Origin of the sequence: Arcicella gelida (assembly GCF_034931025.1) — a bacterium.
In the GTDB taxonomy this organism is placed as follows: Bacteria; Bacteroidota; Bacteroidia; order Cytophagales; family Spirosomataceae; genus Arcicella; species Arcicella gelida.
Map to the genome: position 1 here is coordinate 14454 of NZ_JAYGIL010000047.1, position 15090 is coordinate 29543.

The 15090-nt window shown below is 35.6% G+C and carries 21 protein-coding genes; 5 read left to right on the forward strand and 16 right to left on the reverse strand.

Annotation, left to right across the window (positions count from 1 at the left end):
* Positions 1-81: 81 nt before the first annotated feature.
* From rplX to rplC, 12 genes are all read right to left on the reverse strand, one after another.
* Positions 82-414 carry a 50S ribosomal protein L24 gene (gene rplX / locus VB776_RS23325; RefSeq protein ID WP_323257060.1) on the reverse strand — a complete coding sequence of 111 codons (333 nt, stop codon included), beginning with the start codon at positions 412-414 and terminating at the stop codon, positions 82-84.
* Between the two features lie 14 nt (positions 415-428).
* Positions 429-797 (reverse strand): 50S ribosomal protein L14, encoded by a 369-nt coding sequence (rplN, locus tag VB776_RS23330; protein WP_309913324.1) that lies wholly within the window; start codon positions 795-797, stop codon positions 429-431.
* 69 nt (positions 798-866) lie between these two features.
* Positions 867-1130, reverse strand: a complete 264-nt coding sequence (gene rpsQ, locus VB776_RS23335; RefSeq protein ID WP_184128565.1) for a 30S ribosomal protein S17 — start codon at positions 1128-1130, stop codon at positions 867-869.
* A gap of 86 nt (positions 1131-1216) precedes the next feature.
* Entirely contained in the window at positions 1217-1402 is a 186-nt protein-coding gene (rpmC, locus tag VB776_RS23340; protein ID WP_323257062.1) for a 50S ribosomal protein L29, read from the reverse strand.
* Positions 1403-1496: 94 nt separating this feature from the next.
* Positions 1497-1922, reverse strand: coding sequence for a 50S ribosomal protein L16 (gene rplP / locus VB776_RS23345; RefSeq protein WP_184128559.1), 426 nt, complete (start codon positions 1920-1922; stop codon positions 1497-1499).
* 106 nt (positions 1923-2028) lie between these two features.
* Positions 2029-2916: a 30S ribosomal protein S3 gene (gene rpsC, locus VB776_RS23350; protein ID WP_323257064.1), complete on the reverse strand. Its 888-nt coding sequence runs from the start codon at positions 2914-2916 to the stop codon at positions 2029-2031.
* A gap of 27 nt (positions 2917-2943) precedes the next feature.
* Positions 2944-3309: a 50S ribosomal protein L22 gene (gene rplV, locus VB776_RS23355; RefSeq protein ID WP_184128552.1), complete on the reverse strand. Its 366-nt coding sequence runs from the start codon at positions 3307-3309 to the stop codon at positions 2944-2946.
* Between the two features lie 74 nt (positions 3310-3383).
* Positions 3384-3662 (reverse strand): 30S ribosomal protein S19, encoded by a 279-nt coding sequence (gene rpsS, locus VB776_RS23360; RefSeq protein ID WP_184128536.1) that lies wholly within the window; start codon positions 3660-3662, stop codon positions 3384-3386.
* Positions 3663-3666: 4 nt separating this feature from the next.
* Positions 3667-4494: a 50S ribosomal protein L2 gene (rplB, locus tag VB776_RS23365; protein WP_323699265.1), complete on the reverse strand. Its 828-nt coding sequence runs from the start codon at positions 4492-4494 to the stop codon at positions 3667-3669.
* A gap of 119 nt (positions 4495-4613) precedes the next feature.
* Positions 4614-4901 carry a 50S ribosomal protein L23 gene (rplW, locus tag VB776_RS23370; RefSeq protein ID WP_323257068.1) on the reverse strand — a complete coding sequence of 96 codons (288 nt, stop codon included), beginning with the start codon at positions 4899-4901 and terminating at the stop codon, positions 4614-4616.
* A gap of 54 nt (positions 4902-4955) precedes the next feature.
* On the reverse strand, positions 4956-5585 hold the full coding sequence (rplD, locus tag VB776_RS23375; RefSeq protein ID WP_323257071.1) for a 50S ribosomal protein L4: 630 nt from the start codon (positions 5583-5585) through the stop codon (positions 4956-4958).
* 103 nt (positions 5586-5688) lie between these two features.
* Complete coding sequence (gene rplC, locus VB776_RS23380; protein WP_323257074.1) at positions 5689-6306, reverse strand: 50S ribosomal protein L3; 618 nt, start codon at positions 6304-6306, stop codon at positions 5689-5691.
* A gap of 655 nt (positions 6307-6961) precedes the next feature.
* Between rplC and VB776_RS23385 the strand changes: the two genes are divergently transcribed.
* Complete coding sequence (locus VB776_RS23385) at positions 6962-7711, forward strand: glycosyltransferase family 2 protein (protein WP_323699266.1); 750 nt, start codon at positions 6962-6964, stop codon at positions 7709-7711.
* A gap of 20 nt (positions 7712-7731) precedes the next feature.
* Here the strand turns inward: VB776_RS23385 and VB776_RS23390 are convergent, their stop codons facing one another.
* Positions 7732-8022, reverse strand: a complete 291-nt coding sequence (locus tag VB776_RS23390; protein ID WP_323699267.1) for a YciI family protein — start codon at positions 8020-8022, stop codon at positions 7732-7734.
* 198 nt (positions 8023-8220) lie between these two features.
* On the opposite strand from VB776_RS23390, the gene VB776_RS23395 reads away from it, so the two are divergent.
* Entirely contained in the window at positions 8221-8793 is a 573-nt protein-coding gene (locus tag VB776_RS23395; RefSeq protein WP_323699268.1) for a Crp/Fnr family transcriptional regulator, read from the forward strand.
* Between the two features lie 33 nt (positions 8794-8826).
* Here VB776_RS23395 and rocD read toward each other — a convergent pair whose 3' ends face one another.
* The gene (gene rocD / locus VB776_RS23400) at positions 8827-10077 is read right to left on the reverse strand and encodes an ornithine--oxo-acid transaminase (RefSeq protein WP_323699269.1); all 1251 of its coding nucleotides are present in this window, start codon (positions 10075-10077) and stop codon (positions 8827-8829) included.
* Positions 10078-10362: 285 nt separating this feature from the next.
* Positions 10363-10572 carry a hypothetical protein gene (locus VB776_RS23405; protein WP_323699270.1) on the reverse strand — a complete coding sequence of 70 codons (210 nt, stop codon included), beginning with the start codon at positions 10570-10572 and terminating at the stop codon, positions 10363-10365.
* Positions 10573-10629: 57 nt separating this feature from the next.
* Between VB776_RS23405 and VB776_RS23410 the strand changes: the two genes are divergently transcribed.
* Together VB776_RS23410 and VB776_RS23415 are read left to right on the forward strand one after the other, a co-directional pair.
* A complete protein-coding gene (locus tag VB776_RS23410) occupies positions 10630-10821 on the forward strand; it encodes a DUF5522 domain-containing protein (RefSeq protein WP_323699271.1) in 192 nt (63 codons plus the stop codon).
* A 152-nt stretch (positions 10822-10973) separates the two neighbouring features.
* Positions 10974-11486, forward strand: a complete 513-nt coding sequence (locus VB776_RS23415; RefSeq protein ID WP_323699272.1) for a GNAT family N-acetyltransferase — start codon at positions 10974-10976, stop codon at positions 11484-11486.
* Here VB776_RS23415 and VB776_RS23420 read toward each other — a convergent pair.
* Positions 11483-11818, reverse strand: coding sequence for a hypothetical protein (locus tag VB776_RS23420; RefSeq protein ID WP_323699273.1), 336 nt, complete (start codon positions 11816-11818; stop codon positions 11483-11485). The genes VB776_RS23415 and VB776_RS23420 overlap by 4 nt on opposite strands.
* 247 nt (positions 11819-12065) lie before the next feature.
* On the opposite strand from VB776_RS23420, the gene VB776_RS23425 reads away from it, so the two are divergent.
* On the forward strand, positions 12066-14810 hold the full coding sequence (locus VB776_RS23425; protein WP_323699274.1) for a hypothetical protein: 2745 nt from the start codon (positions 12066-12068) through the stop codon (positions 14808-14810).
* Positions 14811-15090: the final 280 nt, after the last annotated feature.

The following is a 15090-nucleotide window of genomic DNA, read 5'->3' on the forward strand; positions in this document are numbered from 1 at the left end:
AAATTTATGTGGATTTCCGACCCACTTTTTCAATTTGAATAGTTATTGATTAAATACCAAAACTATTTATTTGAGATTTAATTAAATGAATTTTCCTGTTGCTTTCGAAAATCTCTGCAACTTTCCTTCTTCGTTCAATTTACGACCAGTACGAACTGGCTTACCATTTTCAGCGATTGCCAAATTTGAAATGTGAATAGAACCTTCACGTTTCTCAATACCACCTTGCGGAGTATTAGCATTTGGTTTTACGTGTTTTGTTTGAAGGTTAACACCTTCTACAATAGCACGGTTCTTATCAACCAATACTTTTTTGATTACGCCTGTCTTACCTTTTGAGTTTCCAGCGATAACGATAACTGTATCACCAGATTTGATGTGCAGTTTTGGCTGCTTATTAAACTTTCTTTCCATGATACGAATTATGATTAAAGCACCTCTGGGGCTAATGAAACGATTTTCATGAAACCTGCATCACGTAATTCACGTGCTACTGGCCCGAAAATACGAGTACCACGTGGCTCGTCGTTGGCATTCAACAAAACGGCTGCGTTATCCTCGAAACGAATATATGAACCGTCTTTACGACGAATCTCTTTTTTAGTTCTTACTACTACGGCTTTAGAAACCGTACCTTTCTTCATATTTGATGATGAAAGTGCTGATTTAACAGTCACTACAATTTTATCACCAATTGAAGCGTATCTTTTTCCTGTACCGCCCAACACACGGATAACTAGAACTTCTTTAGCTCCTGAGTTATCTGCTACGCCGAGTCTTGATTCTTGCTGTACCATTTTATGATTGGAATACTGATTTTAACGAAAAATTTAACTTCTTAATAATATTGATTGTTGGGAAGGAAATTATTTCGCTTTCTCGATAACTTCAACTAATCTCCAACGCTTATTTTTTGAAAGTGGACGAGTTTCCATCACTTTCACTGTATCACCAATACCACATTCATTGTTCTCATCATGAGCCATCAACTTTGAAGTTTTTTTCATAAACTTACCATAAAGTGGATGTTTTACTTTTCTTTCTACGGCTACAGTGATTGATTTATCCATCTTGTCGCTCACTACACGCCCTACTCTGATTTTTCTCAGATTTCTTTTTAATTCTTCCATCGTTGGATTTTTTAATTGTTGTTACACGATTGACCTCAAGCGTTATGTTGGTGAGGTCTGTTATAATTACTTTTCAGTAATTCGATTTATTTCGCTGCTGAGATAGCAGTTTCCAATCGAGCGATAACTTTACGAGCCTCACGGATACGTAATGGGTTTTCAATTGGAGAAATAGCGTGAGCAAACTTTAGGCGAGCTAAAGCCTCTTTTTCAGAGGCTAAAGTACTTACTAATTCTTCTGCGCTTAATTTTTTGATTTCTGCGTTTTTCATGACTTTGATTATGAAATATTATAATCTGAATACTAATTAATTGATTTGACAAACTTTGGAAAGCCATCAAATCATAACTAACCAAATTTTCAAATTATTGTGCTTCTTGATAATCTCTACGCACTACGAATGAAGTACGAAGTGGCAATTTTTGTGCTGCTAAACGAAGCGCTTCTTGTGCCAATTCTAAAGGTACACCAGCCGATTCAAACAAAATTGTTCCTGGCTTGATACGTGCCACCCAGTATTCTGGAGCACCCTTACCTTTACCCATACGTACCTCTGCTGGTTTCTTCGTAATAGGTTTGTCAGGGAATACACGAATCCAAACTTGACCTTCACGTTTCATGGCACGAGTTACTGAAATACGAGCCGCTTCAATCTGACGAGCAGTGATGCGTCCTGGTTCCAAAGCTTTGATAGCGAACGTACCGAAATCAAGTTCATGACCACGAGTAGCGTTTCCTTTAATCCTACCTTTTTGTTGCTTACGGAACTTGGTTCTTTTTGGTTGTAACATTTTCTTATTAAGTCTATGGGTCGGTGGTTTCAAGAATTAAGAAAATGAGTTGTTAAAAACACTCTTCTCTTATATTTACTACTGACCACTGACGAGAATTTACGAATTATCTCTTACCACCCGCTGGTTTGTTGCCACCGCCAGGACGATTTCCGCCAGGTTTGTTAGCTCCGCCACCACGGTTGTTATTGTTGTTATTACGACGTTGTGCATCGTCACGACCACCAGCACCGCCACGGTTGTCACGTCCACCACGACCTTTACGATCGCCATCTTCGCCACGTCCACCACGGTTATTACCTCCACGAGCATCAGCTCCACCAGCAGCTTGTTGAGCAGCCATTCCAGCATTTGGAGATAAATCACGCTTACCATAAACTTCACCACGGAAAATCCATACTTTAATACCGATTTTTCCATAAACAGTTAATGCTTCAGAAATTGCATAATCGATATCTGCACGAAGTGTGTGCAAAGGAATACGACCTTCTTTGTATCCTTCAGAACGTGCCATTTCAGCACCTCCTAAACGACCTGAAAGCTTCAATTTGATACCTTGAGCACCTACACGCATTGCTGATGCGATAGCTTGCTTCATAGCACGACGGAATGAAATACGAGCTTCTAATTGTTGTGCGATAGCCTCACCAATTAATTTAGCATCAATCTCAGGACGTTTGATTTCAAAAATGTTGATTTGAACATCTTTGCCTGTGATTTTCTTTAATTCTTCCTTGATTTTATCAACTTCTTGACCACCTTTACCAATTACAACGCCCGGACGAGCAGTATTGATAGTCAAAGTAATTCGCTTTAAAGTACGCTCAATAATTACCTTAGAGATTGCACCCTTTGGAATACGTGCGGCAACATATTTACGAATTTTATCGTCTTCAACTAATTTATCGGCAAAACTCTTACCACCATACCAGTTAGAATCCCAACCTCTGACGATACCAAGTCTAAAACCAACGGGGTTTATTTTCTGTCCCATTTTTTGATATTTAGATTTTTTCTCTAATTATTCTGTGATTATTGTTGGTGCGGTTGCTGAAGCAACTACAAGTGTAATGTGGTTAGAACGTTTCAAGATTCTATGACCACGACCTTGTGGAGCTGGACGCAAACGCTTTAATGAGCTACCGCCATCTACTGTAACGGTTTTAACGTATAAGTCAGCATCTTCTAACTTTACATCCTCATTTTTATTTTGCCAGTTAGCGATAGCCGAGAGTAATAATTTCTCTACGTGTCTTGCGCCAACCTTAGGCTCGTATTTCAAAATACCGAGAGCCTTATTTACTTTCTGACCTCTAATCATGTCTACCACGATTCTCATTTTCTGAGGTGAAGTCGGAACATTATTTAACTTAGCTACTGCTTCCATTTTTTTGAATTATGAATTTTGAATTTTGAATTATGAATTGATATTAAGTAATCCATAACTCATTATTCATAATTTTAACGTTTGCCTTTATCTTTTTTTGCCGTGTGACCTCGGAAGTTGCGTGTTGGAGCAAATTCACCCAATTTATGACCTACCATATTTTCTGTCACAAATACTGGAATAAATTTGTTTCCATTATGCACTGCGAAAGTGTGCCCAACGAAATCAGGTGAAATCATCGAACGACGTGACCAAGTCTTAATAACTGACTTTTTTCCTGATTCGGTCATGACTTGCACCTTGTTGTCAAGGCGGTAGTCAATATAAGGTCCTTTTTTTAATGAACGTGCCATCTACCTATTTTTTCTTTCTACTGATGATTAGACGATTTGATTGTTTCTTCGGCGTACGAGTTTTCTTACCTTTCGCTAATAAACCTTTACGTGAACGAGGGTGACCTCCTGATGAGCGACCCTCACCACCACCCATTGGGTGATCGACTGGGTTCATCACTACACCACGAACTCTTGGACGGCGACCTAACCAACGATGACGACCTGCTTTACCCATTACGGTATTCATGTGATCACTGTTAGATACCGAACCTACTGTTGCTAAACATCTTGACAATACCATACGCATCTCGCCTGAAGGCAATTTTAACGTAGCATATTTGCTATCACGAGCTAACAATTGTGCATAAGTACCTGCAGAACGAGCCATTTCAGCACCACCACCTGGACGAAGTTCAATTGCGTGAATAATTGTACCTGTTGGGATATTTGCTAATGGAATAGTGTTACCTACTTCTGGTGCTGCTGTAGCACTTGAGATTACTTTCTGTCCAACAACGATTCCTGCTGGAGCGATGATGTATGCTTTTTCGCCATCGACATATTCGATAAGAGCGATACGAGCTGTACGGTTTGGATCGTATTCAACTGTTAAAACTGTTGCTTCAACATCGAATTTATTACGGAAGAAATCAACTAAACGATAACGACGTTTGTGACCTCCACCGATATAACGCATGGCACGGTGTCCATCTGCATTACGACCACCTGTTCTTTTTACTGGGGCTAACAAAGGTTTGTACGGCTTTGAGGCTGTTATTTCCTCGAAGGTCGCAGCAATCCTGTGGCGTGAGCCCGGGCTTGTTGGTTTTAATTTTCTAGTAGCTGCCATTTCTGTGCTTTGTTCAATTTATCGGGATGAACTCCCATAGTTAAGTAATTTGAAGATTTGATAACTTGAAGATGAAATCGAATTTCAAATTTTCAAATTAGCTTAATTCAAATTATAATTTAAATTCCGTCATAGAAATCGATTACTTCACCTTTAGCGATAGTAACGATTGCTTTTTTGAATGTCGAAGTAATACCAGAAGTAACTTTAGTTCTAGTACTTCTTGATTTCTTCTTACCGAATTGGCGAAGTGTGTTTACAGCCGTAACTTCAACACCGTACATTTTCTTGATTTCTTTAGCAATCTCGATTTTGTTAGTCTTGTTTGCTACTTCGAAAACGTACTGACCGCCTTTCTGTAAGTCCTGAGATTTCTCAGTAAGAATTGGTCTTTTGATAATGCTCATTTTCTTATTTTCGTTATTTATTATCCGTTATTGCTATTCGCAATTAACCAATAACTAATTACTAAAAGATGATTCGATTTTTGAAATTGCTCCTTCTACGATAAGCAATTTTGTTGCGTTAACTAAGTCATAAGTGTTAACTTGTCCTGTTGAAGCAATTTTCGTTTTTGGAAGATTACGACCTGACAAATACACATTTTGATCTTCTTCTGGCAAGATTAACAATGTCTTAGTATCATTCAAAGACAATGCGTTCAACAATGCTAAGTAAGATTTAGTTTTTGGAGCATCGAAAGAGAATCCTTCTAATACTGTTACTGAACCTGATTGTACTTTAGCAGCATAAGCTGATTGACGAGCCAATGATTTCACTTTCTTGTTTACTTTGAAAGAGTAATCTCTTGGAACTGGACCGAAAATACGTCCACCACCTTTCATCAATGGAGATTTTGCTGAACCAGCACGAGCACCACCTGTACCTTTTTGTTTTTTAATCTTGCGAGTAGAGCGAGAAACTTCTGCTCTTGGTTTCGCTCTGTGAGTTCCTTGACGTTGATTTGCCAAGAATTGCTTCACGTCTAACCAAACTACGTGTTCGTTTGGTTCGATGCCAAAGATTTCGTCAGAAAGAGTTACCTTTTTGCCTGTTTCTTTGCCTTGTATGTTTAAAACTGATAATTCCATTTGTCTAATTTGAAAATTTGAAAATTGAAAATTTGAAAATTGATAACTACTGATATTTCAAATCACTATAAATAGTTGATTTATATCTTTCAAATCTTCAAATCTATTTTTCAAGAATAACGTAAGAGTTTTTCGCTCCTGGGATTGAACCCGACACTACGATTAGGTTTTTCTCTGCATAAACTTTCAATACTTGTAAGTTTTGAACTTTTACACGGTTACCACCTGTACGACCTGCCATGCGAATACCTTTGAATACACGAGATGGGAATGAACAAGCTCCAATTGAACCTGGGTGACGACCTCTGTTGTGCTGACCGTGAGTTTGACCTCCAACCCCTGCAAAACCGTGGCGTTTAACAACCCCTTGGAAACCTTTACCTTTTGAAGTACCAATTGCATCTACGAAGTCACCTTCTACGAACAATTCTGCTGAGATAACTTCACCAAGTGAAAGTTCATTTTCGAAAGATCTAAACTCAACGAGTTTTTTCTTTGGAGTAGTTCCTGCTTTTTTGAAGTGACCTAAAAGAGGTTGCGTTGTGTGCTTCTCTTTTTTCTCGCCATAGCCTAATTGAATAGCGCTATAACCTTCTTTTTCTACTGTTTTTACTTGCGTTACTACACAAGGACCGGCTTCAATCAGCGTACAAGCGACAGCAGAACCGTCAGCGTTGTAGAGGCTGGTCATACCGATTTTCTTTCCGATAATTCCAGACATTTTATTAGAATAAAACGTTAAATAATTGATTGTAAATGAACGAGTTACGCCAAAACCCCAACTGGGAGCGCAAAACGGACTGCAAAGGTCGGAATTTAATTTGGCATAACAAAATCTATACTAATTAATTCACGAATAAAAATTTGCGACAGAATTGAAGTAAAGCTACAAGATGTGCACGTATGCAGACGAAGAGACGGAAAAGACCGTATTGCGTTGAAAAACGAAACGTTTCTTGTGTAGCTTAATATTTAAAATACAGACTGGGCATTCAGTTTTGTATTAAAATATCAGTTCTGACACTGTTGCAAGTAAACTTGCTGTAATTTGAATTAGGAGATTTAGCGTTTTGCCTATTTCCGTATTTTTTTATTGAGTTCTGCCAACCCATATAAAAACAAAGAAAACGCTCTCTCTTAATTGGACTGCAAAATTAGAGGATTCTTTTTGAATTACAATGAGTTAAAGAAAAAATATTTAAATTATTTTACATTTCCTTTACAATCAAAACACTTCTTTGTTGTATGTTCCTTTTTTGAATTTTTCTCCTCATTTCTTGTCGCTGATTTATCCTTAGAAAAGGTTGAACATTTCGTTGATTTTTTTGACGAATAAAATTATCCCTATCTTTGTAATCTTAGCAAAATAGCTCTTTATGAAAATTTCTATCATTACTGTTTCTTTTAATAGCGCTGCCACTATTCGCCAAACCATTGAAAGTGTTTTAGCACAAGATTACCCAGCACTTGAGTATATCGTGGTTGACGGTGCCTCAAAAGATGGTACGGTAGAAATTTTAAAGTCATTTGGAGATAAAATAAAATTTATTTCAGAACCTGACAAAGGAATTTATGATGCCATGAACAAAGGATTGAAACTGGCAACTGGTGATGCTATCGGCACGATTGGCGGCGATGATTTTTACCCTAACAATCAAGTAATTAGTGAAGTAGCAAAAGCTTTCATTACATCTCAAGCAGACGCCGTTTATGGTGATATACAATTTATCAATCCAGACGACATACATACAATCGTTCGCTATTGGAAAGCAGGCGAGTATTCAAGAGAAAACTGGTTGAATGGCTGGATGCCCCCACACCTTTCTTTCTATTTAAAAAAATCAGCTTTTGAAAAGTACGGCGATTATATTACCGATTTTACTTGTTCTGGTGATTATGAATTGATGTTAAGAATGCTTTATAAAAATAAACTTTCAACACATTACTTACCGCTAACACTTACTACTATGCGTAATGGAGGGACAAGTACAGCCTCTTTAAAACATCGCTACAGGGCAAATATGGAAGACAGAAGAGCATGGAGAATCAATAATTTAAAGCCACACTGGTACACTTTATGGATGAAGCCTCTTTCTAAAATCGCTCAATTATTTAAGAAAGGATAGAGAACTCCCTACCCTTCCGTTTACACATTGGCTACTCTGAAAGGATGTACTTCTATTTGCTGCCAAACACCCATTGTGCTGTAAGGGTCGTTATTCAACCAATCTTGAAATGCCGTTTCTGTTTCGAATTGAACAATCATGGTTGAACCTATCATTTGTCCTGATTCATTCAAAATTGCTCCTCCTATCAAAAAATTCCCGTTCTCTTTCAATTTTCTAACACATTCCAAATGATATGGGCGAGCTGTCATTCTACGGTCTAGTGCTTCTGCATCACTTCCGTCAAAAGCATTAATTACATATTGCAACATTTTATTATGGTTTTTGATGTGACTTTATGAAGATATTTATGTCAAAACAAACGATTGAATAAATCTCAGGTACTCCAGCCCCATAGCTCGTCTTTATCACCTGAATTTATTTCATTTACATTGAACAATTATTCTATATCAAAGTTTATTGTTTGATTTTATCCAAAACAAAATATAAAAAGATACAACCACATCGACATGAGAGATAATTTAATAACCTTCGTGCGAAAGTACGTTGATTTTTCTGATGAAGATCTTGATTTAGCTCAACCCTATTTTACTGACATCATACTGAAAAAAGGAGAGTTTTGGGTAAAAGAAGGAGAATATAATGCTGACGTTGCTTTTATCAACAAAGGCATGGTACGTTCTTATTTTATCAAAGAAAAAGTTGACATTACCTTCGACCTTACCATTGAAAATCAAATCTTTTCAAATACCACTTCATACTCTTTAGACTTACCAAGTTCTGAATACATCCAAGCAATTGAGGATTGTGATTTATGCGTCATTACAAAAGTAAATTTGCATTTCCTCTATGCTCAATCCCCGAAGTGGGAACGTCTTGGTAGAATAATTTATGAAAATTATACTGTTTTACAAGAAATGAGGGTTCGTTCTTTTATCTCTGAAACAGCCAAAGAGCGTTATGAAATATTATCAAAAACAAAACCTGAACTCATCAGGCGAACGCCACAAATTTACTTAGCCAATTATTTAGGTATTACACCGCAGTCATTAAGTAGATTAAGAAGAGAAATTACTAGATAAAAATAGGCTCACCGAAATTCGGCGAGCCTATTTTTATAATTCCCAGTTCAGTACTACTTTTTCAATAATATCACAAGCTTCATTCATTTGTGCTTCTGTGATAACCAAAGGTGGAGCAAAACGAATTTTGTTTCCATGTGTTGGTTTAGCTAATAGTCCATTTTCTTTAAAGGCAACGCATAGATTCCAAGCCGTTTCACTTTCTTCGTCTGTATTGATTTCGATGGCATTTAATAAACCTTTTCCTCTGACCAATCTGATTAAATCTGGACGTTGAGCAATTAACGTTGTCATTCTCTCACGAAACAACTCTCCCATTTTCATAGCATTTTCAGCTAAGTTTTCTTCTTTCACTACCGACAAAGCTGCCATCGCAACGGCACAAGCTAATGGATTTCCTCCATAAGTAGAACCATGCTCGCCTGGCTTGATGGTAAGCATAATTTCATCTCTACAAAAAACCGCTGAAACTGGATAAGTACCACCAGAAAGTGCTTTTCCTAAAATTAAAATATCTGGCTGAAAATCTTCATAATCACAAGCCAAACGTTTTCCTGTACGGGCAATGCCTGTTTGTACTTCATCAGCAATGAATAATACATTTTTCGCACGACACATTTCATAGGCTTTTTTCAAATAACCTTCGTCTGGCACTACTACTCCTGCTTCGCCTTGAATTGGTTCAACCATAAAACCTGCTACATTTGGGTCTTTCAAAATCTCGGCTAAAGCATCTAAATCATTATAAGGTATGATTTCATAACCCGGCATAAGTGGACCATAATCAGCATAGCTTGATGGGTCGGTTGAAGAAGAAATTGCAGCTAATGTTCTTCCCCAGAAATTACCTGCGGCATAAACCGTTTTGGCTTGGTTTTGTGGAATACCTTTTACTTTATAAGCCCATTTACGGGTAAGTTTCAGGGCAGTCTCCCCTCCTTCTACGCCTGAGTTCATCATCAATACTTTGTCGTAACCGAAGTATTCACAAAGGAATTTTTCACAAATACCTAACTGGTCACTGTAAAATGCACGAGAAGTAAGTGTAAGTTTGTGTGCTTGTTCAACCAAGGCTTGAACAATTTTTGGGTGACAGTGTCCTTGATTTACGGCACTGTAAGCTGAAAGGAAATCAAAATATCTTTTATTTTCTACATCCCAAACGAATACGCCTTCGCCTTTTTGAAGGACTACTGGCATTGGATGATAATTGTGTGCTCCGAAACGGTTTTCTAATTGCATGGCTTTTTCTGATGCCGATGCACTTGATAATGCTGCTGTCATTGTTGGAATTGTGATTGAATGAATTGTGAATGAGTGAGAGTTCGAATCTCTCCGTTTCCACACAACTTAAAATTAATGTTAGTTTTATCATTTAAAACTTTGTTCTATTTAAACCCAAAAACAATTTCTTTACTTTAATAGACCTTACTTTTCTTTCCTTGATGAAAGAAAAGTAACAAAAGAAAATCAAGAAATTCCGAAACTCGCTCCGCTCAAACAGCGGAATTTCATCAAATGCTGACGCCTGAATCTAAAAATTTGGGTAAATAAACAAGTAGCAATTTCTCAATCATTCAATCCAGACAAACCAATTACGTACAGAATTAGTACAAACACTGAAAGAATACGATGAATTTTACAGAAGTGACCATACAATGAGCTTGTCGTAAACACACGGTTGCTGATATGCTTGTTGAAGCCTATCGCTGAACGTTGGTATTTAGGATAAAAATCATTCATGTTTGAAGATACGCTATTCTTTTTTTGAATAGGCATAGTTCAAATTTACAAAGTATTGAACATTTTACAAAATTGAGGGTTGATTAAAATACCATGAAGAAAACCAGTAAACATAAAGAAAACACCAGAAATGGCTTAACTCCAGAAGACTATTACTTAAATGAAAATGGTTTTATGGTTTTTACAGCTACCTATCATTTAAAAAGAGGTTATTGTTGCAAAAATGGATGTAAACATTGCCCTTACGGCTTTAAGAAAAATGACGACCAATTTTTTACTACCTAAAATCTTTTTGACTTCACCATCTTCTTTTATCTACAGGAAATATTTACACAAGCTGTGACGCTTTTTATCTGTCCTACATTTTTCTCCTTGAAAGTGCGAGGTATATTGTTTATCAACTACTTTTGAACTTCAATCAATTCCTTCCCTTCAACATGAATAAAATACTAACAACCGAAAGACTCATCTTGCGTGAATACAATCTTGACGATACTCAATTTATCATTCAATTATTAAACAGCGAAGGTTGGTTAGCCTTTATTGGCGACAAAAACGTGCATACCGAAGAAGATGCAAAAGCCTACTTATTAAACGGCCCCATGAAAAGCTATGCTGAAAATGGCTATGGTTTAAGTTTGGTAGCGACCAAAGACGATTTGACCCCGATTGGTATGTGTGGATTGATTAAAAGAGATAATCTTGATTTTCCTGATATTGGCTTTGCTTTTTTGCCAGAATACATGGGTAAAGGTTACGGCTTTGAAATTGCCAGTGCCACGATTACTCATGCCAAAGAAACATTAGAACTACCCGTAGTTTATGGCATTACAAAACCTGAAAATACAAATTCAAAAAAGCTTTTAGAAAAAATTGGTCTGCACCAAGAAGGATTGTATTCTTTCCCTAATCAAGAGAATGAATTACTGTTATTGAAGCTCATCTTTTAGTAATGTACGATTAACAAAAAATGGTGATTCTTCATCATTTTTATATCATCATTCAACAAAAAATGGTGGCACTTCACCATTTTTACATCATCATTCAACAAAAAATAGTGGCACTTCACCATTTTTATATCAACGTTCAATAAAAAATGGTGACACTTCATCATTTTTACATCAACGTTCAATAAAAAATAGTGACGCTTCACCATTTTTACATCATCGTTCAATAAAAAATGGTGGCTCTTCATCATTTTTACATCAACGTTCAATAAAAAACAGTGACGCTTCACCATTTTTACGTCATCGTTCAACAGAAAATGGTGACGCTTCACCATTTTTACATCATCGTTCAACAGAAAATGGTGACGTAATATACTCTTTTCGACACTAATCTTTATTTATTGTAAATTGTTGCCTCTGGACTATTGAGTCATTTGTAAGCGAGACGCTCTTTCTTTACTTTTGAAGTATAGGGAAACCAACGACCAGTTGAAGATTAAAATTAATAATTCAAAAGACTATATGATTATGAAATTGGTTATAAACCTTGATGACTATCAAAAAAGACTTTAAAATAGCAAAATGGAAATAAATAAACTTTTTATATTTTCAAAAGACACTGATGCCTTTGCATCACAACGAGGCTATAATTATCAAACATTAAAGACTCTTGAAACTTGGATTAGTAATTTCCTAAGCGATAATAAAGAGGATATCTACTGTGAATTTGAAGAAGATATTTTTCAAAGAAATCTTTTGGAACAAAAACTTACTTTTCGTCAAATAAAACTCTACTCCAGTAACTTTTCATTCTCAAGCGAAGAAATTAAAAAGTGTATCTGTCATTTTTTTACCCTTCATGTGAAATCAGACTACAATGATTTTGCAAAAGAGTATATTTTCGAAACCAATACTAATATTGCTAAAAAATACTTGGATAATGATGCTGATTTGCTAAGAGAATGGTTTGAGAATCAAGAACAGTTAGATGCAGAAAAACTCACAAAGTATTCCCAAAAAGTAAAAGATATAATAAATGAATATATCGAAGAGCAAAAGAATGCATTAAAAGATAAAGATGCTCTAAAAGAAGCTTTAGAAGTATTTGAACAATTAGAACACTCATTTTGGGAGGAATTTACTAAGATGATAAAGTGGAAATTTATAGGGACTTCTCCTGATGATGAGTTTTCTTCCACAAGAGCAAACATAGAGTCTCTGATACAAAAATTGCCCTACGAAACTACAAATAACAATTCTACCCAAATTTTAGGGGTATTGCTTGATAACGTTTTTGGGGTGATTAACGAAAAGCATGGAGAGGAACGAAAATTAACTTATGACCAATTAGAACAAAGTCTGCTCTCAATAGGAAGCGATAGTGATAAATGGTATTCAAGGAAGTATGACTATTATAAAACTATTGATTCTATAAATCAATTTAGAATTGGAGAGTATTACGAAATTTTAGACATGGTAAACTATTGTCGAAGAAAAAAGTATTTGCACAAACATAAAAACCTTTGGAATCCTTTCCTCATTTACTACGCTAGAAACACACAAATAAATCCATTATTTAGAAGAAAGGCTATTTATGAAATAGTCTTCCTTAATCTTGAGTTTTATGAGGTCGATTATGAAAATTTGGATAGTCGTCAACGTCCTGATGGAAGTTTATTGGGATTTGAAGAAGAAATTCAATATTACTTTAGCGACTTCACGATTTTTAAGACTGCTGTAGATATAGAAAACGCTCATAATATTATCAATTTGGTATTTATTGCCTCGGACGAAGGAAAAGCATTAATTAGCATTGACGAATTGAGGAAATGGTTTGTAACACTTTACAGGAAGATTAATCAAAAGTTATTGATTGAAAGTGACATTAGTGAAAAGTGTAGTTTGCTTGAACAAAAAGGTACTTTCCTTTTAGAGATAAACAGACTGCGAGAAAAGAGTAACATTGAATTTAGACTATATTTTGATGAGATTTTAATCATAGCTGAGCAAGCTCCTCTTTTCAAACTATCTCAATTTGGAGATAGAATTGAAAAGTATATTAAAATGCAGCTAAATATAGACCCCAGTGACGAAATGGGTATCATAGTTGCGTTAGAAGATTTTTTTGAAAAACTATCTCCATTGGTAGGAGTCAGAGAAGGAAAAGTAAAGCTTGCTCAATTGCAAGTGAAAAGAGGTTATAACTACCTTAATACCTCAGTTCCTAAAAATCTACTTAAGGCATTAGACAACTTTCATAAAGCTAAAGATAACTACTTACAGGAAGATACTATTGAAGGCTTTGTACTAGCCTTGTTGAATATTGCACAACTCTACAATTCTGTAGGAATGCACTTTGCCTCTAAAAATTATGCCTTAGCAGCATTTCGTATTAGTGTTAATAAGCAGCTCATCAAAAGAGTAGAAAACAGTTTTTCTCTGCTTGCTTATTCAGATTATTTACAGGGTTCTTGGTTTAACGCATTAAGTATTTATGGGAAATATATCCGGCTAAGCTTAGATACCAATTTTGATAAAGCAGATGAAGAAAGAGAGCATGAGGCTATTCAAAATATAGCATTTATGTTGTATGTAATGGGAAGAAGCTCAAATCAATTCAAGTATCTAATTGAAAGTTATCTTTCTCTTTTAGATTATATAGGAAATGATATTATAATACCAATTCAAGCTGAATTTAATAAGGAATTACAATCTTATGAAAGATATAATCAGGCGATAGAAAATCATATTGATGATTTCCCACTCAATGATATTGGAAAAACAAGAACTATTTCTTTCCATGCATTGGGAAGTCTTTGGAAAATTAGCTTTGATAATACACATGAAGTTATATCAGTAGCTGAAGAATATATTTCGGCTATCCAAATTGTTCTGGCAGAAATTACACTTTCAGATGTTGATTTTCATTTACTCAAATCAACAATTGAAATTGAATTAACTTTAAGTGATAAATATCTTTCCCCTGAACAACGTCCTTCTAATGAAGTGATAAAATGGAAAGTTTATATCTGCTTTTCTGAAGTAGTAGGTGTTGAAATGATAAATCAGCATTCCGCATTCAATATGGTGTCTTTAAGATGTATACTGGACAATATTAGTCTTCTACAATCCAATGAGTTTGACCAATTATTTTGGAAATTTTTCAAAGAATCGAAACTTGATACCAAACAAGTCGCTATTAATCTTTATCAAAAAATACATAGAGATATTTATGTTAAAAAAGATTTTGAAGCGTTTCAAGCTTCGTCTTTTGAAAAAGAAGGGTTTAAACTGAATTTCCCCAGAGAAAGCAAAGTAATGGAATAGCTTATTAAGTGCAAAGTATGATAAAGCGGTTCATAATATGCAGAAATGCACTTTTAACACATTGGCAGACCTCATAAAAAACTACTGCCGTTGCCAGTGTCTCAACTTTCAATTTCTTTATCTTCATTGTAGGGAAAAACAATAATCCTGAAAGGATTAAAGAGGCTTCCCTTGAAAATTGTTTTTCGATATTGATTTAGAATAAAATCCACTCATATTCTGGGTGGATTTTTCATTTCACTTACGGTGATTTATTAAAAAAATACAATTTTATTTGACT

Bases quoted from the DNA above. Each gene is read 5' to 3' on its own strand.
- rplC (WP_323257074.1), bottom strand. From the start codon at position 6,306: ATGTCTGGAATTATCGGAAAGAAAATCGGTATGACCAGCCTCTACAAC.
- VB776_RS23415 (WP_323699272.1), top strand. From the start codon at position 10,974: ATGAATAAAATACTAACAACCGAAAGACTCATCTTGCGTGAATACAAT.
- VB776_RS23395 (WP_323699268.1), top strand. From the start codon at position 8,221: ATGAGAGATAATTTAATAACCTTCGTGCGAAAGTACGTTGATTTTTCT.
- rplB (WP_323699265.1), bottom strand. From the start codon at position 4,494: ATGGCAGCTACTAGAAAATTAAAACCAACAAGCCCGGGCTCACGCCAC.
- VB776_RS23385 (WP_323699266.1), top strand. From the start codon at position 6,962: ATGAAAATTTCTATCATTACTGTTTCTTTTAATAGCGCTGCCACTATT.
- VB776_RS23390 (WP_323699267.1), bottom strand. From the start codon at position 8,022: ATGTTGCAATATGTAATTAATGCTTTTGACGGAAGTGATGCAGAAGCA.
- VB776_RS23405 (WP_323699270.1), bottom strand. From the start codon at position 10,572: ATGCCTATTCAAAAAAAGAATAGCGTATCTTCAAACATGAATGATTTT.
- rplX (WP_323257060.1), bottom strand. From the start codon at position 414: ATGGAAAGAAAGTTTAATAAGCAGCCAAAACTGCACATCAAATCTGGT.
- rplD (WP_323257071.1), bottom strand. From the start codon at position 5,585: ATGGAATTATCAGTTTTAAACATACAAGGCAAAGAAACAGGCAAAAAG.
- rplN (WP_309913324.1), bottom strand. From the start codon at position 797: ATGGTACAGCAAGAATCAAGACTCGGCGTAGCAGATAACTCAGGAGCT.
- rocD (WP_323699269.1), bottom strand. From the start codon at position 10,077: ATGACAGCAGCATTATCAAGTGCATCGGCATCAGAAAAAGCCATGCAA.
- rplV (WP_184128552.1), bottom strand. From the start codon at position 3,309: ATGGAAGCAGTAGCTAAGTTAAATAATGTTCCGACTTCACCTCAGAAA.
- rpsS (WP_184128536.1), bottom strand. From the start codon at position 3,662: ATGGCACGTTCATTAAAAAAAGGACCTTATATTGACTACCGCCTTGAC.
- rplP (WP_184128559.1), bottom strand. From the start codon at position 1,922: ATGTTACAACCAAAAAGAACCAAGTTCCGTAAGCAACAAAAAGGTAGG.
- rpsQ (WP_184128565.1), bottom strand. From the start codon at position 1,130: ATGGAAGAATTAAAAAGAAATCTGAGAAAAATCAGAGTAGGGCGTGTA.
- rplW (WP_323257068.1), bottom strand. From the start codon at position 4,901: ATGAGCATTATCAAAAGACCAATTCTTACTGAGAAATCTCAGGACTTA.
- VB776_RS23425 (WP_323699274.1), top strand. From the start codon at position 12,066: ATGGAAATAAATAAACTTTTTATATTTTCAAAAGACACTGATGCCTTT.
- rpmC (WP_323257062.1), bottom strand. From the start codon at position 1,402: ATGAAAAACGCAGAAATCAAAAAATTAAGCGCAGAAGAATTAGTAAGT.
- VB776_RS23410 (WP_323699271.1), top strand. From the start codon at position 10,630: ATGAAGAAAACCAGTAAACATAAAGAAAACACCAGAAATGGCTTAACT.
- rpsC (WP_323257064.1), bottom strand. From the start codon at position 2,916: ATGGGACAGAAAATAAACCCCGTTGGTTTTAGACTTGGTATCGTCAGA.
- VB776_RS23420 (WP_323699273.1), bottom strand. From the start codon at position 11,818: ATGGTGAAGCGTCACCATTTTCTGTTGAACGATGACGTAAAAATGGTG.